This is a genomic window from Nocardia terpenica, assembly GCF_013186535.1.
Taxonomy (GTDB): domain Bacteria; phylum Actinomycetota; class Actinomycetes; order Mycobacteriales; family Mycobacteriaceae; genus Nocardia; species Nocardia terpenica.
Genome location: NZ_JABMCZ010000001.1, coordinates 2382163 through 2404280 on the forward strand (window position 1 = coordinate 2382163; position 22118 = coordinate 2404280).

A 22118-nucleotide genomic window follows, 5' to 3' on the forward strand; every position below is an offset into this window, starting at 1 on the left:
CGAATCATTCCCAGACTTTCTGCGCCGCAGTTGATCTCGCTGCGCCGAACTCCCGCCCGGCGGCAATAGCGCACGTTGCTGCCGACGGTGACCGGCCGCTGGGTCAGGTCGGATGCGGTGGTGCGAACCACGGGAAGTGTTCGCCGTCGCCGAGTTTGCCTCAGGCGCCCTGGATGAATCCGCGACGAGTGTCGTTGAGGCGTCGGTGAAGCCGCCTGGCAGGCTGGTCTGATGCGAGGAAGGAGCCGCACTTCATGACCATCGATGTCTGGATGCAACACCCCACCGTCCGCTTCTCGCGCCACGACATGTTCGATTCCCTGCGCCGCTGGACCGGGCAGCAGGCACTTACCGAGGAGTTGCCGATCGAGTTCACCCTCGCCGCGATGGATGAAGCCGACGTCGGTTTCGGTCTGCTCAGCGCCTGGCACGCCCCGCGCGAGGGCGCGCTGATCTCCAACGACGAAGTCGCTGCGTGGGTGGCGGCGTATCCGGACCGGTTCGCTGGGCTGGCGGCTGTCGACCTGGCCAGGCCGATGCCCGCGGTGCGTGAATTGCGGCGGGCGGTCAGCGAACTCGGGTTCAAAGGGTTGCGGGTGGTGCCCTGGTTGTGGGACGCCGCGCCCACCGACCGCCGCTATTACCCGCTGTATGCCGCCTGTGTCGACCTCGGTGTCCCGTTCTGCACCCAGGTCGGGCACACCGGGCCGCTGCGCCCGTCGGAGACCGGCCGCCCGATCCCCTACCTCGACCAGGTGGCCCTCGACTTTCCCGAACTGGTCATCGTCGCCGGGCACATCGGCTACCCCTGGACCGAGGAAATGATCGCCGTGGCCCGCAAACACGACAACGTCTACATCGACACCTCCGCCTACACCCCCCGCCGCATCCCTGCCGAACTCGTCGCCTACATGAAAACCACATCCGGCAGCCGCAAAGTGCTTTTCGGCACCAACTACCCGATGATCACCCATCCCGCCGCCCTCGACGGACTCGACGACCTCGGCCTCGACGAGGCCACCCGCCAGCGCTACCTGCACGACAACACCGCCCGCGTCTTCACCCTCGACTGACCCGGGGACGCCCGACGACGCAGTCCTGCCGATAACCTCGTCACACGCTCGGCACGGCGTTGTGGAAACGATCGGTACCCTTTGGCAAAGCCCGCTCACCGGCATGCCCGGATACTCTGAGCCGCAGCACATCTCACACCTCGACGAGCCACCCATAAGCGGCAGAAGAGTGCGTGCCGCTCGGGTTGGGCGAACTCCACTACCGGAGGGTGTCCTGGTGAGCGTGTGGGTCGTTCGAGTCTGCGGTGTGGGCCGGGGTGGTACGCGGCTGCGGGTTGTCCGGGCGGCTGACGGGGTGGGTAAAGACAAGACTGTTTCTGTGGTGTTTGTTCCGGCATCCTGGCGTGGTCGAGTCGAGGACAGGAGAGTCCGGCTGATGGCGATCACATCCGATGATGACGTGCCGCTGCATCTGGCGGGGAACAATGCTCCGGTCACCGAGGAGGTGACGGTGGGACCGTCGGAGGTGGTCGGCGTGATCCCCGAGGAGTTGAACGGGGTGTACCTGCGTAACGGCCCGAACCCGCGGACCGGGTGGTCGCCGCATTGGTTCGCCGGTGACGGCATGGTCCACGCGGTCGCCCTGTCCGGCGGCAAGGCTTGCTGGTATCGCAACCGGTATGTCCGCACCCCGCTGTATCGGCATGGCGGGCAGTCCCGGTTTGCCCTCGCTGTCGATCCGGTCACGGGGCAGGTCGATTATCGGGTCACGACGGCCAACACGCATGTGGTCGCGCACGCGGGGCGGTTGCTCGCGTTGGAGGAGGGCGGGCTGCCGTATGAGATCACGCCCGAGTTGGAGACGGTGGGGCCGTTCACCTTCGGTGGCGCGTTGCAGGCTCCGATGACCGCTCACCCCAAACGGTGTCCGCGCACGGGGGAGCTGTTGTTTTTCGGGTATCGTGTGCGGCCGCCGTATCTGACCTATTACCGTGCCGCGCCGACGGGTGAGTTGCTGCTGGCGCAGGTGGTGCCGATCCCGCGGGCGGTCATGATGCACGACTTCGCCATCACCGATCGCCATGCGATCTTCATGGACCTTCCGGTCGTGTTCGACCCTCGTGCGGGCGTCGGCGGGTTGCCGTGGCGCTGGGACGACGACCACCGGGCCCGGTTCGGTGTGATCGCCCGAGGTGGTGGACCGGTGCGGTGGTTCGACATCGAGCCCTGCTACGTGTGGCACACCATGAACGCTTGCGAGGGCGACGGCGCGATCACCGTCACCGGGTGCCGGGTGCCCACTCTGTGGCGCGCGGGTCCCGACGATCTGGCTGGCGGGCTGCCTCGGTTGTATCAGTGGCGGCTGGAACCGGCCACGGGCCGAGTCGTCGAGCAGCCTCTCGACGATGTCCCGATCGAGTACCCGCGAGTCGCGGATGCCGATGTCGGACAACGCTATCGGTACGGGTACGTCACCAGCTTCGCGCTCGAGCCCGTACCGGAGCGGTCGCAGATCTACCGCTACGACTTCACCGACCGGACATCCCGGCGAGCCCACCGCCTCCCCGCCGGGCATACCTGCAGTGAGGCAGTTTTCGTGCCACGACCGGGCGCGGGCGACGACAACGGCTACCTCATCGCCTTCGCCCACAACCACTTTCGTGGTACCAGTTATCTGCTGATCCTCGACGCCACGGACCTGACCGCACCACCGGTCGCCGAAGTACATCTACCCGTCCGCGTCCCTGCGGGCTTCCACGGAACATGGCTACCCGACCACTGAACCACCACCGACATGTCATCTGAGTTGTGTGCGGCGGCAGGTCATATCTTGCGAGCGGCCGTTTCCAGGTCACACACGGTCAGGGCGTCGGCGAGGCGTTCGCGGGATTCGTCGTCGAGGGTGGTCTGGTGGATGCGGGCAAGCACGGCCCGCGCGTGTTCGCCGTCGCTCAGCCGTAGTGCCAGCTTCGCGCGGTAGACCAACGCTTCCACGAGTTCGACGACCGGTGCGCGATCCTGTTCCCGGGCCAATGTGGCGTCCAGGATCTTCGCCGCTTGATGACTGTCGCCCTTGGAGTCCGCGAGCACGACGGCGTTCTCCAACGCTCTGGCCAGCTTGCCGGTCACGGGCGCATCGGTGTTGCCGACACCCGGGGACGGGAAGATCCGGATCCAGTTCCCGCCAGGGTCGACGAGCGTGAATCCGGCCAACCCGCTGGCGTTCTTGCGTTTACGTGGCCGGGTCATCCTCGGAATGCCGGAAACCAGCAGTTTGCCGTAGGTCCTGCGCATCCCGGCGGCGAATGCCTCATAGAGTGCACCGGTGTCGGGCACGTATACCAGACACGACCCGTAGGACTTCTCCGGGTCGAAGTCCGGCATGCCGAAGAAGTGCAGGTGCAGGTCCTCGCGGCGCAGCGCGAGGTACGGGTTCGGGCGAACCTGGCGGAATGCCTGCTCGAAACCCAACGCCAGGTAGAACTTCGCTAAGTCATCGATGGATCCGCACGGCAACAACGGCACTGTGGTCTCGCCAACCATGTTCTCCCCCAGTTCATTCGGCGGCTACCTCGTACACCGGAAACTCTACGAGAGTCCGCATGTCTTCCGGTAGTGCCTGCAGGCGCCTACGGTGACGAGGGCAGTAGCGCCCCACGCCTGCAGACAGGATCGTCGGCCACACATCGGCATTTGCGTGCATTGGAAAGTATTGTCGTCCAAGCAATCTGAACGATCGATTAACGCCCACAGCGGCGGAACCCACCCGGCCCGGGGTCGGGCCGACCGGTCCGCTCAAAGAACCGGCACCCGCTATTCCGCTATGACGTTGGCATATGGCCAGACGGTCTGAAACCATCGCCGAATGTCTCGAGATCGTCGGCCGGGTACATCATGTGGTGGATTCGGTGGTGGGCGAATCGCATCGGGTGTCGGGCGGGTGTGGACACCGATCGAGGTGGGCGCTGTGCGGCGGGTGAGGTGGCAGTGCTGTCGGGAGGGTGTCCGGGGAAGTCGCGGTGGTGCGTTGTGCTGCAGAGGATTTGGTTTCAGCTGAGTGCGAGAGTCCGCCGTCGACTGATTCGTCCGGCTCCGTGGTCTCGGTTACCGGGAAGCCTCGCAGAAGCTGGAGCGTTCTTCCACGGTAAGCGGACGAACGGGGCGTCTGCAACCTACCGGGATGCCGATGTTGTTTCGGACAGGTTGGGCTGGATGTGTGGGGATCTGGAGGCCGAACTCGGCGGGAGAAAGATGGCCGGAACGTTCGACGTGCCCGTCGAGAGTGCTCGTGCCCGCTCGGCGCGATACGCCCGGGTGATCTCCGTGGTCCACGATTGGTCCACGAAACGTGACCGGCGGAGGAGGAAACCCCCTCCGACCTGGTCGGGCTGACAGGATTCGAACCTGCGACCCCTTGACCCCCAGAAATCCGGATCTTCTATTTCCGCACGTCACGCATGTTTCGCGCCGAAGTATGAAGCGTGTGTGAGCTGGGAGCGTTCGGTGTCGCACATGACGTGCGGTCCCAAACTGGTCCCAAGCGGGACGGCGTGGTCGCGGCGGAGTGCAACCCGGTCGCTGTGCCGAGCGCACTTCCTTCTACCGCACTGGGGGTGGCCCTGGGGCTTGAGTCGTACTACATCCTGAAGAGCCCCAGATCCTATGGGGGAGAGGATCTTCAGAGCGACGGGTGCGGTCGGCTACCTGTGGGCCACAATCCGCACCTCGAAGTTGTCCTCACGGAACACTAGTCCCCCGCATTACGACGCGATCCGTCATACCCGGCGGGTAGGGTCGCCAGTCATGGGTTACGACCTGCCCGAGTGGGCAGAATCCAAACTTCGGGGGATCACTGCGGCCGAGGTGTTCGAGGTGCTGGGTGCGCGCCGTCGCTGGGCGCGTCCCTCGCTCGGCGGCCCGATTCGGGTGACACTGGTAGCAGGACGCACCGCCGCTGGCCGTCCGCTGATGGTTGCGGTCCGCGAGATCGAGCGATTCACCTCGCTGATCATCGCGGCTCGGGAACTGACTGACGCAGATTTGGCCGCGTTCGAGATATGGGAGGCTGAGACCGATGAGCCGTTCGAAGGATGACACCGCCGCCCTCGCTCGCCGCGCGAGCGAGGTACACGCCGAACTGCTCGCTGCATACGGCGAGGACTGGCCCGACCACCTCTGGAACGACATCCGACCCGATGACGACGCCGTGCCGGTCGACCTGCCGCCACTGGAGAGCTCGGATGACGTGATGGTCCCGTTCACCGCGGAACTGCGGATCCCGCGCGCTGCCTACGAACGGCTCATAGCCCGCGCAGAAGAGGCCGGACTCGAACGCGACGAGCTGTTGTCGGAATGGATCACGGCCGAAGCCAGCGCCGACGACACCGTCAGCCGCGACGAGATCCTCGCCCTGCTCGCCCGTCGGCAACCGCGCACGGCCTAGCCCTTGGGGTAAAGGACTTCAGTTGACGCGCTTACAGGTTCGACCCTCCAACAATTATCCAGATTCGTTGCGCGGGCGGCTACGCCAAGGCACTCTAGCCATCCGAACTTGTTTGACGGGTTGCGCTGCCGAATACGCCTCACGTGCCGCTCGTTCGAGTTCGAACAGTTCCTCAGACATTTCGTGAAAGTGTTCATGCAGGACGCGGGTAGCCATTTCGCTGTTGTCCTCGCTTTCTCGGCGAGCCTGAACGGCCTTTACGGAGTCAACCCGCAGCCTTAATGAATGAGCCTTGAGAGATACCACGTGAACATAGACTCTCCGGTCCTCGACTATCAGTATTGCTCGGTTATATGCGATTGAAAACGAATTGAATGCCTCGTTAAAGTCTTCGAGCTCAGAGCGTCCATTCCGTCGCATACTAGGATCAAGCGCGTGAGCGGCATCGAGTACCGAAGCGATAGCTTCGCGTTGCTCAAGGCGTAATTTGTCCTCAGCGGTTCGCCGATATGTCCATCGCTGACCAATCTGAGTTACCCAAGGATTGGCGAACGCGTCGCGCTTCGGCTGCGGTTCTTGCGGTAGTTCTACATGACTGGACCCGAAGGGCCGGACGTACAGGGAAGGTTTAGTGTCCGCCCCCTGGAGTCCACCCCGGTTTGCTCCGCCGACCAGCAGTTTTCGTGGGGGTGTCTGTCTGGCTGCCGCACGGACACTAAACACACCCTGCGGGCGCATTTAGTGTCCGTGCGGCAGCCAGACAGACGGTTGGGTGCAGAAGGCTGGTCGGCGGGGCAAACCGGGGCAGGTTGCGTACGAGATACTGAAGGGAGGGGACTGGATGAGGGAGAACTAGACCGAGGGAGGACCGGCACCACGAGGCGACGCCCGGCATAGGGGACCGGCACCGGGCGGAGTACCCGAGGTGGTTGCGTCGAATATCCGGGGATTATGGCGAGGCTGATTCCATCGAGTTGGGATGACGCGCATCTGGGGCTGCTCCGTTGGCCGATCTTGTCGGTGGGTGCGTGGATGATTGCCAGGTATGGCACAGCTCAACGCATTTCGGCCCAACCCGCTCATCCCGCACCGAGCCGTGATTGATGACTTCCTGCATCCCGACTGTGGGCACCTTACCGACCTAACGTGCGACGGGTGCGTCACGTGCACCGCGTGTGATGGGTGCTATTGCAGCTCGACCGAAGAAGATGAACCGCCCCTATCTGCCCGATTTCGCACGCTGACTGCACCGGAGGTCACTCGATGACCAGCGTCCTCGGCGCCTACAAGTCAGCACAACGGCTGGCCCAGCGCCTAAATCGCGATGTGCATTCCGACGACATCCGTGTGCTCGCCGAGAGGGGACAGCTTGCGGTCGCCGACATGTATCTTCCTCCCGACAGCACTGAGCCTCACGCCGTGTTCGCAGTGGTCGACATCGACCGGCTCACTGTCGATCAGGTCGACGCGGTCATCGCCGCTCGTAGTCAAGGAACCCTCGATACGGTCAACTTCAACGAGGCATGCGACCTGTTGGGCTGGACGTGGGAATTCCACGTCGCTGTACACCTCCATAAGATCCAGCCGAACATAGTGGGCCGATACGCTCGCGCCGACGTCGCGGCGCTGACTGTCGATACCGAGCTTGCCGAGCAACTGCGCCAAGTTCGGGAGCAAATCCCTCGTAGCTAGGTGCGGCAAGGCTCGTCACAGGATCGGCACGACGATCGCCGGAATCGCTGGCAGCAGACTCGGCATGAGTGATACCGTGAGGTGGATAGCCACCCGCGACGATCGGAACGGCCGATTCCATGGCGAAGTCTGCATACGATTCGCGCCTTCAGGATGTGATCAAGGCGTACATGAGGGCGCATGGGCTGACCAGACACGAGGAGATGGCGCGTGTTCTCGGCATCGATCGCACATTGGTGTCGAAGTACCTCAGCGGCACGCGGACTTGCCGAGACGTTGGTCAGCTGCGTCGGTTCGCGCAGGCGATGGACCTTCCGCCCGAAACGTTCGGGTTGCTGGAAGCGCCCGATCAGCTGCAAGAGACGTACGACGATGCTGTCACCGATTGGCGTCTTGTACGGCAGACGCTGAACCGGAATCGTCATGCGCTGACTGCTGCGGCCGCGCGGCTGTACTGGGATCCCGTAGCGATCGAGGGGACAACCTGTATCACGCGACCGGATTGGATGCTCTCGGAGCCATTGGATTTGGATGCTATCCGTCTTGATTTCGACAGTTCTGCTCCGGCTCCGCTGATTACGGGCGGCGAGTCCGAATCGGAAGCATGTCGACCAGTGCGTCCGAACGGTGCGCGATTTGGGCGCTACAGCCAGGCAATTCGAGCGATCGCTCGGCCGACCCTTTTCGAGAATCGGACTTCATACCGCCTGCTCGACGTGTCCTTCGACGCGACCGGAGCGCGTATGCGATACGGCCTCACCACCTATTTCGACATGGTCGATGTCTGCGAGGTGATTGCACACGAGACCACCGCCGCATGGATCTCCCGCCAGGGCGAAGGAAGGCTTGATCCCGACGACTTGCCCTTCCGCAGTTTGATCGGCGATCTATTCGACCTCAGCAGGCGCCCCGTACTGCCCAGCATCAATACGTTGACCATCCGACGGGCCCCCGACGGCGATACCTTCTTCCTTCATCGCCGCGGCGCGGCACAGGTAACGCTCGCGGCTGGGCTGACCCACATCATTCCTGCAGGCGTCTTTCAACCTGCGGCGATAGGGCAGGAGAACATCGAGCGCGACTTCAGCATGTGGCGCAACGTGCTCCGCGAGCTGTCCGAGGAGTTCCTCGACGCACCCGAGCACGACGGGAGTAGTGGAACCCCCGTCGACTACGACGCTGAACCATTCCGAACACTCACCGAGGCCCGCCGAACCAGCAAGGTGCGGGCGTGGTGTTTCGGCATCGGCCTGGATCCGCTCGCACCGGCTGGCGAGATCCTGACTGCTTTGACCGTCGACTCGGACATCTTCGACATTGTGTTCAAAGGCATGGTCTCCCAGAATGCGGAGGGAGAGATCTACCCCTCCCAGGAGGGAACAGTGGGCATTCGCTGGACGCCAGCCAATGTGCGCCGAGTCATGAATCATGAGCCCCTTGCGGCGGCAGCCGCCGCCTGTATCGCGTTGACCTGGAAGCACCGCAACCGGCTGCTGCCGTGATGCCATGATGGTCCTGTGCGCGTACTTGTTACCGGAGCGAATGGCTATGTCGGCCGTGCAGTCGTTGCTGCGCTCAGTGCCTCCGGCCACGATCCGGTGGCAATGGTCCGCAGGGGAGGCCCGGTCAGTGATGCTAGGGAAGTGCGTGTCGCTGACCTGCTTGACGATGCCGCATTAAGGCAAGCAGTCGCAGGCGTCGATGCAGTGTGCCACCTCGCGGGACTGACTCGGGCGCGCGAATCAATCTCTGAACCCCTGCGGTACTTTCGCGTCAACACCGCCGGGACGATCGCGCTGCTCGACGCAATGAACTGGGCTGGTGTACAAAAGCTGGTTTTCGCCTCGACCGGTTCGATATACGGGACTCCGGATCGCCAGCCGATGAGCGAAAAACTCCCAGACGCCCCGCCCCACCCCTACGCGAGCAGCAAGCTCGCCGCCGAGATGGGGATCGAAGCCCAGTGTCGCGCAGGGCATCTCGCAGCTGGCATCATCCGAATGCTGAACGTCGCTGGCGGCGCTGACCCTGACCCCACTCGACTGGTACCTCGCGCGCTCGCCGCAGCGGCGGGTCAGTCGGTTCTGGCAATCAACGGGCCCGGCACGGCAGTCCGGGACTACCTGCACATCACCGACGCGGCCGACGCTTTCGTAGCCAGCCTCGAGCATCTTCCGGCTGTCGGCAAGGCCGAGAGGTACAACATTGGGAGCGGATCCGGGAAGAGCGTCCTCGATGTGGTCGCTGCGGTGGAACGAGTGACGGGCCGCCGTGTTCCATTGGAGCATCGACCACCCGCCGCCGAACCGATAGCCCTGATCAGCAACTCGTCGAAGGCGAGGTCCGAAATATTCTGGACACCAAAGCATTCGGACATCGACGAGATCGTTCGCGACGCGTGGCGCACAAGCTTCGTGGCGCGATGAAGCTACTCGGCTGGTCCCGGGTCAGCTGTCGCTTCGGCGCGACTTGGGCGGCGTCGGCCGAGTAGGAAGCTCATCCGTGTCACCGGCGAGCCAGCGGAGAAATTCGACGACGTGCGCGTTCATGTTCGAGCCGACCTTCTTCACCGCCAGCTGAGCACGCTCGTACAGCTCCGGGTCGGGCCGGTAGACCCGTGCTGGGTTCAGGTGCTTGCTCGGCATACGCAATAGCTTGTCACGGTGGCTAGCCATTCGTCCACTACCGGAGTAGCATTAGAGGTGGATAGCCACCTTGAGCAGCGGTGACATTTTGGCACGCGGAACCTCTCTGGTTATAAGCAAACTCGTACATATAAGAATCAGCCAGCAGATACGAAAGGGCTTCTTGTAGATCGGCTTTCAGCCCGACTATCACATCTGGCGGGTTGATCGTTCGTCGGTTTGGACTGTTCCAGCGGCCCGGATCGATGGAAATAGAAACTCCCCGGCAGTTCCAGCTACCGGGGAGTCAAGCACCAAAGCGGTTCCAGCCGCTTCAGCAATTCACACACCTCAGTGACGGGAAGGTCCCTGAAGCATGTCCAGTGTATCTGGCCGTTCGGCCACGTCTAAGACCGTGTCTCATATGGCCGCTTTCATCAGCTTCTTGAAGCAGGTGAGTGCGGCGGCTAGCGTCAGGAAGCCCAGATAATGAATTCCCTTGCGGTCGTAGCGAATGTTGAGCCGGTGGTAGCCGGTCAGCCACGACACGGTGCGTTCGATCACCCACCGGTGGCGGCCGAGTCGCTGGTTGGACTCGATTCCCTTGCGGGCGATGCGGACTGCGATGCCCCGGTGGCGCACCCACCGCCGCAGTTCGGGCTGGTCGTATGCCTTGTCGGCGTGCAACTTGCCCGGCCGGCGTCGCCGCGGGCCACGTCGCGACCGGACTGCCGGGATCGCTTTCACCAACGGTTTGAGCGCTTGGGAGTCGTGGACGTTGGCGGCCGAAACCGCCACGGACAACGGGATTCCCGTCCGATCGGACAGGATGTGCTGCTTGGAGCCGGGCTTGCCGCGATCGGTCGGGTTCGGCCCGGTCAGATCGCCCCTTTTTTCGCCCGTACGCTCGCCGCATCGACTACCGCCCGCGACCAGTCGATCAGGCCCCGGCTGCCCAGCTCGTCGAGTATCGCCCGGTGCAGTCGCCGCCACACGCCGGCCTGGGTCCACACCGTGAACCGGCGATGCGCCGTCGGCACACTCACACCGAACGACGGCGGGAGCATCCGCCACGCACAACCGCTGGTCAGCACATACACCACCGCCGTGAACACCGCCCGCTGGTCGGTCGGGGCGATGCCGCCGCCCTGCGGGCGCGAGGCGAACTCCGGCAGCAGCGGCTCGACCAGCTCCCACAACTCGTCCGGCACCAACCGCTGCGACAACACATCCGTCACGACCGAACATCATGCAACACAACCAATCTCGGTGCAGGCAAAACGGATTACATCCATGTGAGACACGGTCTAAGTCTCGTACGTCTCGCGCTGGCCGGGGTAAGGCCCGGCTGGCCTCCACGGACCGTCTGGAGCGGGTGGTCGATCCCGACAAGTTGCTGTCTCCGGCCGAGCGTGCCTGGCGCGCTGAGCAGTTGCGTGCGATGCGCAGGCTTGCTCGGTTCGCCCGCCGATCGGAGGCGGTGTGATGCGCACCGTTTACGGGTCCCATAGGACCGGGGTGGACGACGACGTTCTCGTCACGATGGCCGCGCGTCACGTGTCGTTCGAAGTCCATTACTTCCGCGGCAAGGTGCACGTGGATCTCGGGTCGAGTTGCGGGATGCAGCTGACGGTCGAGCAAGCCGTCGCGCTGCGGCAACTCCTCGACGCTGGTATCGCCGACGCGCTTGCGGCTGCCACGGTGCTCGAGCTGCCCGCCGGGGGTGATCCGGCATGAGGTTGGCGTCCGAGGTTCTTCTCATTCTGTTCGTACTGGCGTTCGTGCTGTTCGTCGAATCGCCGGGCACGGTTTTGATGGTCGTGTTCCTGGCCGCGCTGTGGGCCGGGTGGCGGCGTCGGCCGCGCCGGATGGGGGTGCGGCGATGACCGAGCCGGAGCGCTACTTCTACACCCTCGATCGGCACACGGGCGAGCCGATGGGGGTCTTGGATGCCTGGGCCGGTTCGGAATTCACCGGCGTCGGAGTCGCCGCACGTGGTGGTCTGTCGGCTTCGCAGTTGGGTGCGTTCGTGCTGCTGGCATTCGTGTTCGCCGCTGGTGTCTACGGCGGGATGCTGCTGTTCGGCCGTCACGACGAGTCGACGACCACGGTCGTGGTGTGCCCCGGTCCGGGTTCGGCTCCGGTCGCCGTGCTGCCCGCCGAGTGTGGGCCGTCGCAGGGGGTGGCCCGATGAAGCTGCGGATGCATTGGGGCGCGGCCGGATGGTTACGCGCTGCGGCACCGGCGATTCCATCGATCACTGTCGATCACGGGGTGATGCGGTCCGAGGCCACCGGGCATCGGGCCGTGGATGTCGGCGACGGCAGATGGGTGTTCAGCGGGCTGCCGGGGCGGCAGTTCACTCCGGATCAGGCAAAGGCCGGGATGCGGCTGGCGGTCGCACCGGACCGGCTGGAGGCCGGGGACTGGGCCGGATCGCTCGGGCTGACCGTCAACGAGGCTGTCGGCCTGATCCGCGCGACCATGCCGACGATCGAGAAGTCTTCGAATCCGGTTGCGCTGGACCGGGATTGGGGGCTGGGTCGATGATCGGGCCGAAGGATGTGCATCGTCGGGATCTGCCTGACGTCACCGGTGAGCGATTCGGAGTGCCCACCTACGAGTGGGGTACCGCACCGGCGGGATATGCGACTCGTCGTCAGCTGCGGGGACTGCGGCTGCGGCCGAATGGGCAGGACATTGCCGCCTTGGTGGTGGTTCCTCGGCGTGACGGCGGAGAGCCGCTGCGTGCTGCGTATCTGTATCGGATCGACTTGGCTGCGCCGAAACGCGAGCCGACGTCGGCGCAGCGGGAAGCCGTGGCGAACGCGACCCGTGCGCACCAGCTGCGGGCGTGGGAGCGGCACGGATTCGACCGTCGCGATGCCGGTGAGATCGGTGATCCGGGCCCGCAGTGGGACTCCGCGTGTCCGATCGATGGCCAGCACCGGCTGGCGGCGCTCGCTGATGCCGTGGATCTGGTTCACCCCGAACGGGATTGGGGGCTGGACCGATGACGGCCGCACCCGAGTTCGTGGCGGAAGCCTCGGCTATCGACGACGCGCGGGTCGCGGCCTATGCCGCATTGCGCGCCGCCAGCCGCCGCGGTCTGACCGGCACCGATGTCGACGCTTTTCACGACGCCATGGATGAGATCACTGCGCGATGTGAGGTGCTGCGGCGGCGTTTCTACCCGCGGCGGCACCGGCTGATCGTCGCTTGCGGGGTCGCGATGGTGGTGTCGAGAACTTACCGCTCGCGCGAGGTCGCGTGGACACGGCCGGACCGGGGGCGGCGATGACGGCCTCCGGTCGTGATCAGGCCACCGGGATCCGGGCGGAAGCGGATCGGATGTGGTTCGACGAGCTTCCGCACACCGCACGCCGCAGCCCCCAGGGCTGGCAGGTGTCGTGGTTGCCCGGCCGTGACGACCTGAGTGCCGAGCAGGCGCGTGACGCGCTGGTGGTGGCGAAGCTGTCGACCGGTTACCGGATGCGCGAGTCTGCGCGCCGGGATTGGCCGCGCATCAAGAAGCTCGCTTTCGGTCTCGAGGTCGACCCGCGCGACGCGGTCAAGCTGGTGCGCGAGGCCGAGGCCCTGGCTCGGGAGCAGGCGATTCCCACACCGGTGCAGCAGATCCCGCATCTGGCGGTTCATCTGCCTGAGCATCCCGAGTGTCGGGATCGGGTGGTTTTTGTCGACGCGCCGGTACCGCCGACGGTGCGTACGCCGAACCGGGTTCCGGGCCAGTGGCTCGGGTCGGGCGAATTCCTGGACCCGGATCGGGGGATGGATCGATGAACCCTGAACCGATCACGGTCGAATCGTCCACCAGCGAGGCGCTGACCGCGCAGGGCGCGCGGGAGCTGACCGACCGCATCAAATCGCATGTCGAGCAGGCGTGGGAGCTGATCAAACAGGCGTACGCGGCCCGCGCCTGGATTCCGCTCAACTACGGCTCGTGGGACGACTACTGCGCTGCCGAGTTCGATCGCGCCCGCATCCGCATCCCCCGGGAAGAACGCACCGAGATCGTTGTCTCGCTGCGCGACATCGGCATGAGCACTCGCGCCATCGCCGCCGCCACCGGGATGGCGAAAGGCACCGTCCGAAAGGAACTCGGGCAGGTGGGTCAAATTGACCCACCTGACGCGGTCACCGGTGTGGACGGCAAGACATACCCGCTGAAACCCACTGACCGCGAACCGATTCCGAGCGAGGAGCCTGTCGGCTTCTTCGTTCTCGAGGAGCTGGAATCGGGCGCCGACAAGTCTGCTCCGTCACGGAGGCGTGCACCGCTCACCGAGTCGTTCGATACGGCTCGCCGCGACTTGCTCAAAGACGTTCAGCGCCTGGAGCGCCTGGCCGACGACGACCGATTCGACCGCCGCGCCAGCCAACTGGCGCACCAGCACCGCAGCGACCTGATCCGGGCCCGCGATGCCCTGCAGGGAGTCATCGACCGGCTCCCCGACACCACCAACCACCCCGAGGAGCGATAGCCCCATGCACCTGATCCACTCCGACCCCACCCCTGCCCTGCTCACTACCGAGATCGTTGCCGTCGATGCGGCGCTAGCCCGAAAGTGGTTGCAGCACAACCACAACAACCGACCGATCCGCCAGGCGCGTGTCCAGCAGTACTACGACGACATGGTCTCGGGCCGCTGGCGCTGCAACGGCGAGGCCATCAAGTTCACCGCCGACGGTGAACTGCTCGACGGCCAGCACCGGCTGACCGCCATCGCCCGCACCGACGGGTTCTCGTTCCCGATGCTCGTGGTCCGCGGTTTGGACCCCAACAGCCAGGTGACCATGGACCAGGGCGCGAAACGCACCGCCGGTGACCAGCTCACCCTGTCCGGGATCTGCGGGCACAGCACCACCATGGTCGCCGCCGCGCTGCGGGTCTACCTGATCTGGATGGAGGGTGACCTGTTCAAGGACACCACCCACGCCAGCGCCGCCGTGTCCACCACCAAGGTTGTCGAGTTCGCCCACGCCTACCCCCAAACCGTCGCCACCGCAGAACGATTCACCACTGTCGCGGCGCGGTTGAAGTGCCGTCCCGCGGTCGCGTGCGCGGTCGCGATCCGGCTCACCGAAATCGACACCGACGCCGCCGGTGAGTTCGTGCACCTGTGGGACTGCGGCGCCGGTTTGGCCGAAGGCTCCCCGATTCTGGCGTTGCGCGAGCGGCTCGACCTGATCCGCTCCACGCGGATCCGCACCAGCGACCGTGACCAGATCGGGTTCATCGTGACGGCCTGGAATCACTGGCGGCGTGGCAAGCAGGTGTCGAAGCTGCAGCGCCCCAGGGGCGGATGGACCGCCACCAACTTCCCGGAGCCGCGATGAGCGGGCACAGCCAGGACATCGCGGCGCTGATTGCCGAGAGCCGCCGCCTGAATGTGGTCAGCGAAGTACTCACGGACATGTTGTTCGCTGCCTGGGATTCCGGGCAGGCCAAGGGATTTCGCGACGATGCGGCCGAACGATCGAAGATGGCCTACGTCCGGGATGTCGGCACGCGCGTCCATGCCGACCTGCACGCCAACTGGCATCGGCTGATCGACGCCCAGTACGGGCCGGAGAAGCCGACGGGGACCATGCGGCACCTGCCCGGTCGAGAGGTGTCCTCATGACCGGGCATTCTCACGGAGCATCCTTCGACCGAGTGGTCGACGCGCTGCGGCAGGTGACCACCGAGGCCGCCAACCAAGCGGGGGAATGGACCAAGTTTCGTTGCCCGGTGCCCAGTCACGGGCGGAGCATGGGCGACCGGAACCCGTCGCTGGGGGTGAAGTACGACCCGCGCCGGGAAAAGACGATCGTCACCTGCTTCAGCGGCTGCCAGCAGGAAGACGTACTCACGGTGGCGCAGTTGCGGGTCCGTGATCTGTTCGACCACCTGCCCGAACGCAGCCGGACCGGCTACCGGCCGACACAGCCACGCCAACCGCAACCGGCGACGCCGACACAGCGCACTCCGCGGTCGGCGCGGCCGACGCCGACAGGCGACCTGGGTGCGGTGACCGGAGCGAGAACGCGGGTCGCGACCTACACCTACACCACGGCAGCGAACGAGCCTGTCGGGCAGGTGATCCGCTATGCGATCCCGCACGAGCACGGCATCGAGAAAACATTCAGCCAGCGCCGCTGGGAACCCGAACGTCGAGAGTGGGTGCCGGGCGGGTTCGCGCCGGTGGTCTATCAGGCGCCGATCGTGGCGTGGGCGATCGATCAGGGACACCCGATCCTGGTGTGCGAGGGCGAAAAAGACGTCGACCGCGCCATCGCCGCCGGATACCCGGCGACCTGCAACGCCGCTGGGGCGGGCAAGTTTCGGCCCGAGCATGCCGAACAACTGCGCGGCGCAGCGCATGTGGTGATCGTCGCCGACCGCGACCGACCCGGATTCGACCACGCCCTCCAAGTCCACGACCGAGTAAATGGTCTGGTCGGACGGGTCGACGTGATGCAGGCCGCGACCGGCAAGGACTTGTCCGATCACTTCGACGCCGGGCACGACATCAACGATCTGACCTGGATCCCGCCGGATCAGCTCGCCCTCTACCGCGAAAGCCCCACCCGATTCGCCGCACCGCGCGGGACCGGCCCACGGCAACCGTCGGCGACCTCGATGCCCCGACGGTCGGCAATGCCTGCGCCGGAGCTGGATTGGGGGCTGGACCGGTGAAAACCCCCGACCAGTACCCGATGTGCCGGTGCGGCTGTGGCCGTCCCGGCGACCAAGGACTCGGCATGTGCAAGGCCGCCTACAGCCGGTACCGGCGCCGCGAACAGGCTTACGGCCGTTGGGAACCGCGCGTCTCCCCGGACCAAGCCCGCGCACACGCCGAGCAGTTGGTCGCGGCCGGGCTACGGCCCGCGCATATCGCCGAACTCGCGGGCGTGGGCCAGTCGACAATGACCAATCTGGCCAAGGCCGGGCGGCAGATCAGCGCCAAGACCGAACAAGCCATCCTCGCCGTCGCAGTGCCCGAGCGGGCCGGGGATGTCACCGTCGATACCGCGCTGGTGCCGATCATCGGAGCGCGGCGTCGTATCCAGGCCCTGATCGCGTACGGGTATCCGCAAACCCACCTGGCGCATGAACTGGACATCGAGCCCAGTCACGCGACCATGGCCGCGTTGGTGGAGCGGGCGCTGCCCGAGGGACACACCGGGCAGTCCATCCCCGCGGACCGCGACCGCGCAATCAAGGCATTGTTCGACCGGTTGCAGATGACTCCCGGCCCGTCCGACCGAGCCCGCGCCTACGGCCGCGACCGTGAATGGGCATTGCCGTTCGAATGGGACGAAGACGCCCTCGACAACCCGGACAGTCACCCCACTCGCGCCCGGTGGACACCGCCGACGGCGACACAGGCGCGGCAGGACCGCTGCGCGCAGATCGTAGAGCTCACCACGCGTGGACTGTCCGCTCCACAGATCGCCGACCGCTTCGGTATCACCGTGCGCACCGTCGAACGCGTCCGGCAACACACGCGCGCCGGGGCACCGGAGCGGCCGGAGTTCGATTGGGGGCTGAGCCGGTGACCGAACCCGTGGTGTATCTACTGCATTTCGACCGCCCGTACCGGCACGCCGCGCATTACACCGGCACCGCAACAGATTTGGATGCTCGGCTCGCCGACCACACCAGCGGGCGCGGCGCACGGCTGATGGAAGTCGTCACCGCCGCCGGGATCGGATTCCGCTTGGCCCGCACCTGGGTCGGCGGCCGGGCACGGGAGCGGCAGCTCAAACGCGAAGGCGGCGCTTCCCGGCATTGCCCCGAATGTGGTGTCACCCCAACAGGTTCACGGTTCGTCGGCACCTCGGCCGCCGAGAACGCCGCCCGCCGCCGGATCGAACTCGACACCGTCGCCGACACCTACCGCCGGATCCCGCCGACCCGGCCCGAACTCGATTGGGGGCTGGACCGATGAAGTTCTACCTCGGCACACACCAGCCGCAATGGCTGACTCGCGTGGATGTGCCCTTGTTCGTGTCTGACCGGACTCTGCGGCAGCGCCGCACGCTGCGGCGGGCGATGGGCCCGTGGGCCTTGGACTCCGGCGGATTCACCGAACTGTCAACCCACGGCAACTGGTCGAACGGACCCACACCCGCCGAATACGCCTCCCGCGTGTGTCGTTACCGCGAGACGGTTGGGGGCCTGATCTGGGCGGCTCCCCAGGACTGGATGTGTGAGCCGTACATCACCGCGAAAACCGGGCTGACTGTCGCCGAACGCCAGCGCCGCACCATAGGTAACTTTCTTGAATTGCGTTCGCTGGCACCGGTTTTGCCGTTCGCGCCGGTCCTGCAAGGCTGGCGCCGAGACGACTATCTCGCTTGCGTGGATCTCTACACCGCCGCTGGCGTGGACTTGTCGGCCGAACCGATTGTCGGACTGGGGTCGGTGTGCCGACGGCAAGGAACCAGTGACGCCGCCGCGATTGTGACCGACCTGGTCGCCGCTGTGCCGGGAATCCGGTTGCACGGCTTCGGGATCAAAATCACCGGGCTTCGCCGCTACGGCGCGTTGCTGACGTCAGCGGACTCTATGGCCTGGTCATACACTGCGCGGCGGCAACCCGCCCTTACGGGCTGCGCTGGGCACCGCAACTGTGCCAACTGCCTGCGATACGTACTCGCTTGGCGGACCCGCATTCTCGCCCAGCCTCTGCAACAGCGACTGGGGGTGCTTCGATGACCCGCCGCCCGAAACCGAACCCGAGGCTGGTGTGGACCGGTGGAGACGAGCAGGTTACCCGGTTCGTATGCCAGCAGTGGTGCATCGACTTCCAGACGCTGCAGTTGCTCCGGGGTACCGGGCGCAGCCGCACCTACGAATTGATCGGCCGATGGCGGGACGGGTTTGGTGTGCTGCGGTCGGTGTCGATCAGTCCCGACAACATCGAGCGCGACGTCACCGTTGTATGGCCGTGGCCGACCGTGGCTGCGGAGCGGCTCGGGCATCCGGTGTCGGGGTGGAACCCGACCGGCACCAACATCTCTCACAAGCTCGCGGTTTCTCGTGTTCGTGCCGCGCTGTGCGGGCTGGATGAGACGTTGTGGGTGCCGGAGCGGGAGTTGTTGCGGCAGTCGGCAATTGCTGCCGGGCAGCGGCCGGGCGGGCTCATGGTCGTGGACCGGGGCGGGTTGCTGTCGCGCCCGGCTGCAGGGCTTGCTCGCGCGCATGTGCACGATGGCCATTACCTGTATCGCGGGAAGTGGCTGGCCGTCGAGGTCGAGTTGACGTTGAAGCGGCCGTCGCGGAAACGGCTGGCCGCCACCGTGTTCAACGCCTACCAGCGTGCTGCCGCTATCGACGCCGGGCTGCTGTACGTGTACGGCACCGAGGTCATCGGCCGCGCCCTCGAACGCGCTGTTGAGGATCTCATCGCGGTGGGCCGCCTGCCTGAGCGTCCCGACATTCGGCTCCGCCCATTGAACGACGTGATCGCGCACCGCTCCATCGAGCTGCCTACGACACGAGCGGAGCGCACCGCATGAACCCCTTCGACAAGTTCCTCATGCCGACCGATACCGACTGCCAGCCGCTGATCACAGCGGCCGACTGCGGCCCGGCCACTGCGCCCGCACCGAATCAGTTCCCTTCGGCGGCACCAGTTCCGATGCAGGCACCGGTCGGCGGTTGCCGTCCGATGATCACACCCACCGATTGCGGCACGGCACCACGCCCCGGGGTCGAGCAGCGCCCGGTGCTCGACCTAACCCCGGCACCGACGTCGCAGCGTGAGTCGGGCTGGGTGCACTTCATGAACAGCCACGACCCGAGCATGCATACCGACACCGCATGGGTGCACCACCTGGCCGGGTTTCTCGCCGACACCGGCGCCGGGGCCGGATTCACCGCCGCGGTGTTCGCCGCTGCCGCATGGCAGATCCACCGTCGGGAGTGGGAACCGGCCCGGGTGCGGAACTACGCGGCCGGGTCGCTGATTCTGCCCGCCGCCACCGCCGCGGTATCCACCTCGCTGTGGACACCGTTCGAGTTGTTCGCCCACGGCACCGCGCTGGCTGCTGAGGGCGACTGGCTGCCCGCGATGCTGGACATGAGCGTCACCGGGGTTCCGGCTGCGCTGCTGGCGGCAACCTGGTGGTGGGCGCGGCGCTGCTATCGCCTGCACACCGTCGGCAAGAAGGACATTCCCGCCACCGAACGCGCCCAGCGGCACGAAATCGACGCCAAATTCACCCAAGCACGCGAACTCGCGACACGCGCCACCCCGCTCACCGTGGTCGACGGCCACGGTCGCCGCCGCCGCATCGTGATGGGTCGCCAAGCCGCCACCGTCACCCAGCACCGCAAATCCGTTGCCGGACAGCTGGCCTCGTCCACCGACACGCTACTCACGATCCCCTACAGCGCGGTCCGCAAACACGTTGGTGTGCTCGGTGGTCCGGGGACCGGGAAGACCACTGGGATGATCCGGTTGTCGGTGGCGGCGCATTTCGCCTCCCATGAGCGGTATCTGGCCGCTGCCGCCTTGCCGAAGGCGGCGCGGAAAGCGTTGGGTATCAAGCCGAAACGTGCCGTCGGGATCTTCCTGTCGTGCAAGGGCGGTATCGAGGACCTGGTTACCTTCGCCGACCTCAAGGCCGCTCTGCTGGCCGGGGGCGTGCATCCGTCGAGGATCGCGATGGTGCCCGCCGAGAAACTCAATTTGTGGGGGCTGATTCCGGCGCCGCTGCGGCACGTGATCGAGGATCTCGCCCCGACGGCGAAGGCCAGCGACTCGGCGCAGAAGTTCTACGAAGAACTGCGAATCTCGCTGGTGCACTTGATCGTCGATGCCCCCGACCCTGACGCCGGGAAAGGTCCCGGCGAGAACAAGCCCGCCAATTCCAAGGAATTCATGGCCCGGTTCGATCCGGCCTGGCTGTGGTGGGCGTGGGGCGGTGCGTTCGACGGTGAGGGCCGCTTCGTCATCCCGCCGGACCCGAAGCATCGGCCCGAACTGAACGCGATCATCGCCGCCAACGACGGCAAACAGCCCGTGCTGCCCGCCGAAACCGCCCGTTTCGACAACCTGTTTCGCGAGCTCGACGGCGTGTTCGACGGTCCGTTCGACCTATTGGACAAGGACTACTGGTTCATTACCGTCCCGGGCACCGCGCAGAAGAGTGTCGCGACCTCGCAGGCCAAGGCCGTGATCAAGCTGGTCGAGCAGGTTGCAGCCATCCCGCACGGCTGCGAGATCACCTTCACCATCGACGAGTTCTCCCGCACGTCCGACGGAGCCAGCCTCACCGACGCCTGCGAAGCCTTGCGGTCCCAGGACGTGGCGGTCATCGTCGGCGCCCACTCCTTCGAATCCCTCGCTGGCACCGACCGGGACGCCAAACAACTGATGAAGGCATGGTCGGGCGGGCTGCTGTGCTTCGGCATGGAAGGCCCCGACGAGGTCGTCACCCTGTACGGCACCCGTCGCGCCTTGGAACCGTCCCGGCACACGCTCAAGGACCGCCACGGCGACGAGGGCCAGGTGCGCATGCAGGACGCCCTGCTCATCGATCCGAACCTGTTGCGGCGCTTGGAACCCGGCGATTGCGTCTACGTCCGCGGCGGGACCGCCGTGTGGGGCCGGATCACCCCGCTCAACCCCGACGACATCGAGCTGTTGCCGATCCAACCCACCCCGAAACGCGCCGCGGCCCGCAACCGGCGGTGGCTACGCGCCGGTACCGCCCTCATCCAGGGCCCCGGAGCACCCGCATGAGTCCCGCCCGCGACTTCGGCGACAACGCCGACCAATCCGGCGACCGCGACCCCGACAACACCGACCACCCGACCGACAAGGAGGACCACGACATGACCACACCCGACCCCATCGACCCCCACCAGACCGGCCCCGAACGAGCCATCGAAGCCCCCAAACCATCCAGCGGCCCTCGCGACGTCGACGCCCCCACCGCCGGACAGCTGTATCAGATGTTCCCCGACGCCTTCCCGGCCAACAGTCCGGAGCGGCGCAAGCGCCACCTTGCCGCCGTCCCGGATTCCGGCGACGTCGCCACTCTGCCCGCCGAACCTTGTGACGACGACAACGACCCGCTCATCGCGACCGCCCTGCGCTGGCGAGCCGTCATCACTTTCTGGTGGCGCCCCGCCGCCACCGCCGTCGTGTTCGTCGTTGTAGCGGTGGTCGCGTTCTTCGCCGCCGGGACCGCGGTCGGCGTCGCCTGGTGCGTTCTTGGCATCGCAAAGACCGCCCACACTATTTGGCACGTCCACGGCCGCCCCAGCCTCCGCCAGTTCACCCGCGCCCGGCGAGGAGGCGGCGCCTGGTGAGTACCGACCCGGGC

At 65.8% G+C, this 22118-nt stretch carries 27 protein-coding genes; 24 read left to right on the plus strand and 3 right to left on the minus strand.

The window, feature by feature from the left end; translation table 11 throughout:
* Positions 1 to 254 precede the first annotated feature (254 nt).
* Complete coding sequence (locus tag HPY32_RS11080) at positions 255 to 1073, plus strand: amidohydrolase family protein (protein ID WP_067590443.1); 819 nt, start codon at positions 255 to 257, stop codon at positions 1071 to 1073.
* Positions 1074 to 1449: 376 nt separating this feature from the next.
* The gene (locus tag HPY32_RS11085; RefSeq protein ID WP_067590440.1) at positions 1450 to 2796 is read left to right on the plus strand and encodes a carotenoid oxygenase family protein; all 1347 of its coding nucleotides are present in this window, start codon (positions 1450 to 1452) and stop codon (positions 2794 to 2796) included.
* A 41-nt stretch (positions 2797 to 2837) separates the two neighbouring features.
* Here HPY32_RS11085 and HPY32_RS11090 read toward each other — a convergent pair whose 3' ends face one another.
* Positions 2838 to 3557, minus strand: coding sequence for a DUF8817 family protein (locus HPY32_RS11090; protein WP_067590437.1), 720 nt, complete (start codon positions 3555 to 3557; stop codon positions 2838 to 2840).
* 1260 nt (positions 3558 to 4817) lie between these two features.
* On the opposite strand from HPY32_RS11090, the gene HPY32_RS11095 reads away from it, so the two are divergent.
* The 5 genes from HPY32_RS11095 to HPY32_RS11115 all read left to right on the plus strand — a co-directional run bounded on the left by HPY32_RS11095 (position 4818) and on the right by HPY32_RS11115 (position 9575).
* Positions 4818 to 5108, plus strand: coding sequence for a hypothetical protein (locus HPY32_RS11095; RefSeq protein WP_067590433.1), 291 nt, complete (start codon positions 4818 to 4820; stop codon positions 5106 to 5108).
* Positions 5089 to 5457 (plus strand): hypothetical protein, encoded by a 369-nt coding sequence (locus HPY32_RS11100; protein ID WP_067590430.1) that lies wholly within the window; start codon positions 5089 to 5091, stop codon positions 5455 to 5457. Before HPY32_RS11095 ends, HPY32_RS11100 begins: the two co-directional genes overlap by 20 nt.
* Before the next feature lie 1263 nt (positions 5458 to 6720).
* Positions 6721 to 7149 carry a hypothetical protein gene (locus HPY32_RS11105; protein WP_067590427.1) on the plus strand — a complete coding sequence of 143 codons (429 nt, stop codon included), beginning with the start codon at positions 6721 to 6723 and terminating at the stop codon, positions 7147 to 7149.
* 119 nt (positions 7150 to 7268) lie between these two features.
* A complete protein-coding gene (locus HPY32_RS11110) occupies positions 7269 to 8651 on the plus strand; it encodes a helix-turn-helix domain-containing protein (protein ID WP_067590424.1) in 1383 nt (460 codons plus the stop codon).
* Positions 8652 to 8666: 15 nt separating this feature from the next.
* Positions 8667 to 9575 carry an NAD-dependent epimerase/dehydratase family protein gene (locus HPY32_RS11115; protein ID WP_067590421.1) on the plus strand — a complete coding sequence of 303 codons (909 nt, stop codon included), beginning with the start codon at positions 8667 to 8669 and terminating at the stop codon, positions 9573 to 9575.
* Between the two features lie 21 nt (positions 9576 to 9596).
* Here HPY32_RS11115 and HPY32_RS11120 read toward each other — a convergent pair whose 3' ends face one another.
* Together HPY32_RS11120 and HPY32_RS11125 are read right to left on the minus strand one after the other, a co-directional pair.
* Positions 9597 to 9794 carry a hypothetical protein gene (locus HPY32_RS11120; RefSeq protein WP_067590418.1) on the minus strand — a complete coding sequence of 66 codons (198 nt, stop codon included), beginning with the start codon at positions 9792 to 9794 and terminating at the stop codon, positions 9597 to 9599.
* A gap of 399 nt (positions 9795 to 10193) precedes the next feature.
* A protein-coding gene (locus HPY32_RS11125; RefSeq protein ID WP_373686626.1) for an IS5 family transposase occupies positions 10194 to 10999 on the minus strand; the annotation gives its coding sequence in 2 pieces (ribosomal slippage) (positions 10194 to 10669 and positions 10669 to 10999; 807 coding nt in all).
* Between the two features lie 292 nt (positions 11000 to 11291).
* Here HPY32_RS11125 and HPY32_RS11130 point away from each other — a divergent pair.
* From HPY32_RS11130 to HPY32_RS11210, 17 genes are all read left to right on the plus strand, one after another.
* On the plus strand, positions 11292 to 11510 hold the full coding sequence (locus tag HPY32_RS11130; protein WP_156674555.1) for a hypothetical protein: 219 nt from the start codon (positions 11292 to 11294) through the stop codon (positions 11508 to 11510).
* Entirely contained in the window at positions 11507 to 11659 is a 153-nt protein-coding gene (locus HPY32_RS11135; RefSeq protein ID WP_156674554.1) for a hypothetical protein, read from the plus strand. Before HPY32_RS11130 ends, HPY32_RS11135 begins: the two co-directional genes overlap by 4 nt.
* Positions 11656 to 11967, plus strand: a complete 312-nt coding sequence (locus tag HPY32_RS11140; protein ID WP_067590412.1) for a hypothetical protein — start codon at positions 11656 to 11658, stop codon at positions 11965 to 11967. Before HPY32_RS11135 ends, HPY32_RS11140 begins: the two co-directional genes overlap by 4 nt.
* Positions 11964 to 12323: a hypothetical protein gene (locus tag HPY32_RS11145; protein WP_197696547.1), complete on the plus strand. Its 360-nt coding sequence runs from the start codon at positions 11964 to 11966 to the stop codon at positions 12321 to 12323. Before HPY32_RS11140 ends, HPY32_RS11145 begins: the two co-directional genes overlap by 4 nt.
* Positions 12320 to 12790: an RRQRL motif-containing zinc-binding protein gene (locus HPY32_RS11150; RefSeq protein WP_067590406.1), complete on the plus strand. Its 471-nt coding sequence runs from the start codon at positions 12320 to 12322 to the stop codon at positions 12788 to 12790. Before HPY32_RS11145 ends, HPY32_RS11150 begins: the two co-directional genes overlap by 4 nt.
* Entirely contained in the window at positions 12787 to 13074 is a 288-nt protein-coding gene (locus tag HPY32_RS11155; RefSeq protein WP_067590403.1) for a hypothetical protein, read from the plus strand. The genes HPY32_RS11150 and HPY32_RS11155 overlap by 4 nt, the downstream gene beginning before the upstream one ends.
* Positions 13044 to 13574, plus strand: coding sequence for a hypothetical protein (locus HPY32_RS11160; protein ID WP_067590400.1), 531 nt, complete (start codon positions 13044 to 13046; stop codon positions 13572 to 13574). Before HPY32_RS11155 ends, HPY32_RS11160 begins: the two co-directional genes overlap by 31 nt.
* Positions 13571 to 14275 (plus strand): hypothetical protein, encoded by a 705-nt coding sequence (locus HPY32_RS11165; protein ID WP_067590397.1) that lies wholly within the window; start codon positions 13571 to 13573, stop codon positions 14273 to 14275. Before HPY32_RS11160 ends, HPY32_RS11165 begins: the two co-directional genes overlap by 4 nt.
* 4 nt (positions 14276 to 14279) lie before the next feature.
* Entirely contained in the window at positions 14280 to 15131 is an 852-nt protein-coding gene (locus HPY32_RS11170; protein ID WP_082871544.1) for a hypothetical protein, read from the plus strand.
* Positions 15128 to 15418 carry a hypothetical protein gene (locus tag HPY32_RS11175; protein ID WP_156674552.1) on the plus strand — a complete coding sequence of 97 codons (291 nt, stop codon included), beginning with the start codon at positions 15128 to 15130 and terminating at the stop codon, positions 15416 to 15418. The genes HPY32_RS11170 and HPY32_RS11175 overlap by 4 nt, the downstream gene beginning before the upstream one ends.
* Entirely contained in the window at positions 15415 to 16473 is a 1059-nt protein-coding gene (locus tag HPY32_RS11180; protein WP_156674551.1) for a hypothetical protein, read from the plus strand. The genes HPY32_RS11175 and HPY32_RS11180 overlap by 4 nt, the downstream gene beginning before the upstream one ends.
* A 65-nt stretch (positions 16474 to 16538) precedes the next feature.
* Entirely contained in the window at positions 16539 to 17336 is a 798-nt protein-coding gene (locus tag HPY32_RS11185; protein WP_067590388.1) for a helix-turn-helix domain-containing protein, read from the plus strand.
* A complete protein-coding gene (locus HPY32_RS43845) occupies positions 17333 to 17728 on the plus strand; it encodes a hypothetical protein (RefSeq protein ID WP_067590385.1) in 396 nt (131 codons plus the stop codon). Before HPY32_RS11185 ends, HPY32_RS43845 begins: the two co-directional genes overlap by 4 nt.
* Positions 17725 to 18498 carry a deazapurine DNA modification protein DpdA family protein gene (locus HPY32_RS11195; RefSeq protein WP_067590382.1) on the plus strand — a complete coding sequence of 258 codons (774 nt, stop codon included), beginning with the start codon at positions 17725 to 17727 and terminating at the stop codon, positions 18496 to 18498. Before HPY32_RS43845 ends, HPY32_RS11195 begins: the two co-directional genes overlap by 4 nt.
* A complete protein-coding gene (locus tag HPY32_RS11200) occupies positions 18495 to 19301 on the plus strand; it encodes a hypothetical protein (RefSeq protein WP_156674549.1) in 807 nt (268 codons plus the stop codon). The genes HPY32_RS11195 and HPY32_RS11200 overlap by 4 nt, the downstream gene beginning before the upstream one ends.
* Complete coding sequence (locus HPY32_RS11205; protein ID WP_067590376.1) at positions 19298 to 21532, plus strand: hypothetical protein; 2235 nt, start codon at positions 19298 to 19300, stop codon at positions 21530 to 21532. The genes HPY32_RS11200 and HPY32_RS11205 overlap by 4 nt, the downstream gene beginning before the upstream one ends.
* The gene (locus HPY32_RS11210; protein ID WP_067590373.1) at positions 21529 to 22104 is read left to right on the plus strand and encodes a hypothetical protein; all 576 of its coding nucleotides are present in this window, start codon (positions 21529 to 21531) and stop codon (positions 22102 to 22104) included. The genes HPY32_RS11205 and HPY32_RS11210 overlap by 4 nt, the downstream gene beginning before the upstream one ends.
* The last annotated feature ends 14 nt before the right edge of the window (positions 22105 to 22118 follow it).

What these genes read in the sequence shown, in the direction of transcription:
- HPY32_RS11080 (WP_067590443.1), top strand. Translation starts at nt 255, where the DNA reads ATGACCATCGATGTCTGGATGCAACACCCCACCGTCCGCTTCTCGCGC.
- HPY32_RS11085 (WP_067590440.1), top strand. Translation starts at nt 1,450, where the DNA reads ATGGCGATCACATCCGATGATGACGTGCCGCTGCATCTGGCGGGGAAC.
- HPY32_RS11090 (WP_067590437.1), bottom strand. Translation starts at nt 3,557, where the DNA reads ATGGTTGGCGAGACCACAGTGCCGTTGTTGCCGTGCGGATCCATCGAT.
- HPY32_RS11095 (WP_067590433.1), top strand. Translation starts at nt 4,818, where the DNA reads ATGGGTTACGACCTGCCCGAGTGGGCAGAATCCAAACTTCGGGGGATC.
- HPY32_RS11100 (WP_067590430.1), top strand. Translation starts at nt 5,089, where the DNA reads ATGAGCCGTTCGAAGGATGACACCGCCGCCCTCGCTCGCCGCGCGAGC.
- HPY32_RS11105 (WP_067590427.1), top strand. Translation starts at nt 6,721, where the DNA reads ATGACCAGCGTCCTCGGCGCCTACAAGTCAGCACAACGGCTGGCCCAG.
- HPY32_RS11110 (WP_067590424.1), top strand. Translation starts at nt 7,269, where the DNA reads ATGGCGAAGTCTGCATACGATTCGCGCCTTCAGGATGTGATCAAGGCG.
- HPY32_RS11120 (WP_067590418.1), bottom strand. Translation starts at nt 9,794, where the DNA reads ATGCCGAGCAAGCACCTGAACCCAGCACGGGTCTACCGGCCCGACCCG.
- HPY32_RS11135 (WP_156674554.1), top strand. Translation starts at nt 11,507, where the DNA reads ATGAGGTTGGCGTCCGAGGTTCTTCTCATTCTGTTCGTACTGGCGTTC.
- HPY32_RS11140 (WP_067590412.1), top strand. Translation starts at nt 11,656, where the DNA reads ATGACCGAGCCGGAGCGCTACTTCTACACCCTCGATCGGCACACGGGC.
- HPY32_RS11145 (WP_197696547.1), top strand. Translation starts at nt 11,964, where the DNA reads ATGAAGCTGCGGATGCATTGGGGCGCGGCCGGATGGTTACGCGCTGCG.
- HPY32_RS11150 (WP_067590406.1), top strand. Translation starts at nt 12,320, where the DNA reads ATGATCGGGCCGAAGGATGTGCATCGTCGGGATCTGCCTGACGTCACC.
- HPY32_RS11155 (WP_067590403.1), top strand. Translation starts at nt 12,787, where the DNA reads ATGACGGCCGCACCCGAGTTCGTGGCGGAAGCCTCGGCTATCGACGAC.
- HPY32_RS11165 (WP_067590397.1), top strand. Translation starts at nt 13,571, where the DNA reads ATGAACCCTGAACCGATCACGGTCGAATCGTCCACCAGCGAGGCGCTG.
- HPY32_RS11170 (WP_082871544.1), top strand. Translation starts at nt 14,280, where the DNA reads ATGCACCTGATCCACTCCGACCCCACCCCTGCCCTGCTCACTACCGAG.
- HPY32_RS11175 (WP_156674552.1), top strand. Translation starts at nt 15,128, where the DNA reads ATGAGCGGGCACAGCCAGGACATCGCGGCGCTGATTGCCGAGAGCCGC.
- HPY32_RS11180 (WP_156674551.1), top strand. Translation starts at nt 15,415, where the DNA reads ATGACCGGGCATTCTCACGGAGCATCCTTCGACCGAGTGGTCGACGCG.
- HPY32_RS11185 (WP_067590388.1), top strand. Translation starts at nt 16,539, where the DNA reads ATGTGCAAGGCCGCCTACAGCCGGTACCGGCGCCGCGAACAGGCTTAC.
- HPY32_RS11195 (WP_067590382.1), top strand. Translation starts at nt 17,725, where the DNA reads ATGAAGTTCTACCTCGGCACACACCAGCCGCAATGGCTGACTCGCGTG.
- HPY32_RS11200 (WP_156674549.1), top strand. Translation starts at nt 18,495, where the DNA reads ATGACCCGCCGCCCGAAACCGAACCCGAGGCTGGTGTGGACCGGTGGA.
- HPY32_RS11205 (WP_067590376.1), top strand. Translation starts at nt 19,298, where the DNA reads ATGAACCCCTTCGACAAGTTCCTCATGCCGACCGATACCGACTGCCAG.
- HPY32_RS11210 (WP_067590373.1), top strand. Translation starts at nt 21,529, where the DNA reads ATGAGTCCCGCCCGCGACTTCGGCGACAACGCCGACCAATCCGGCGAC.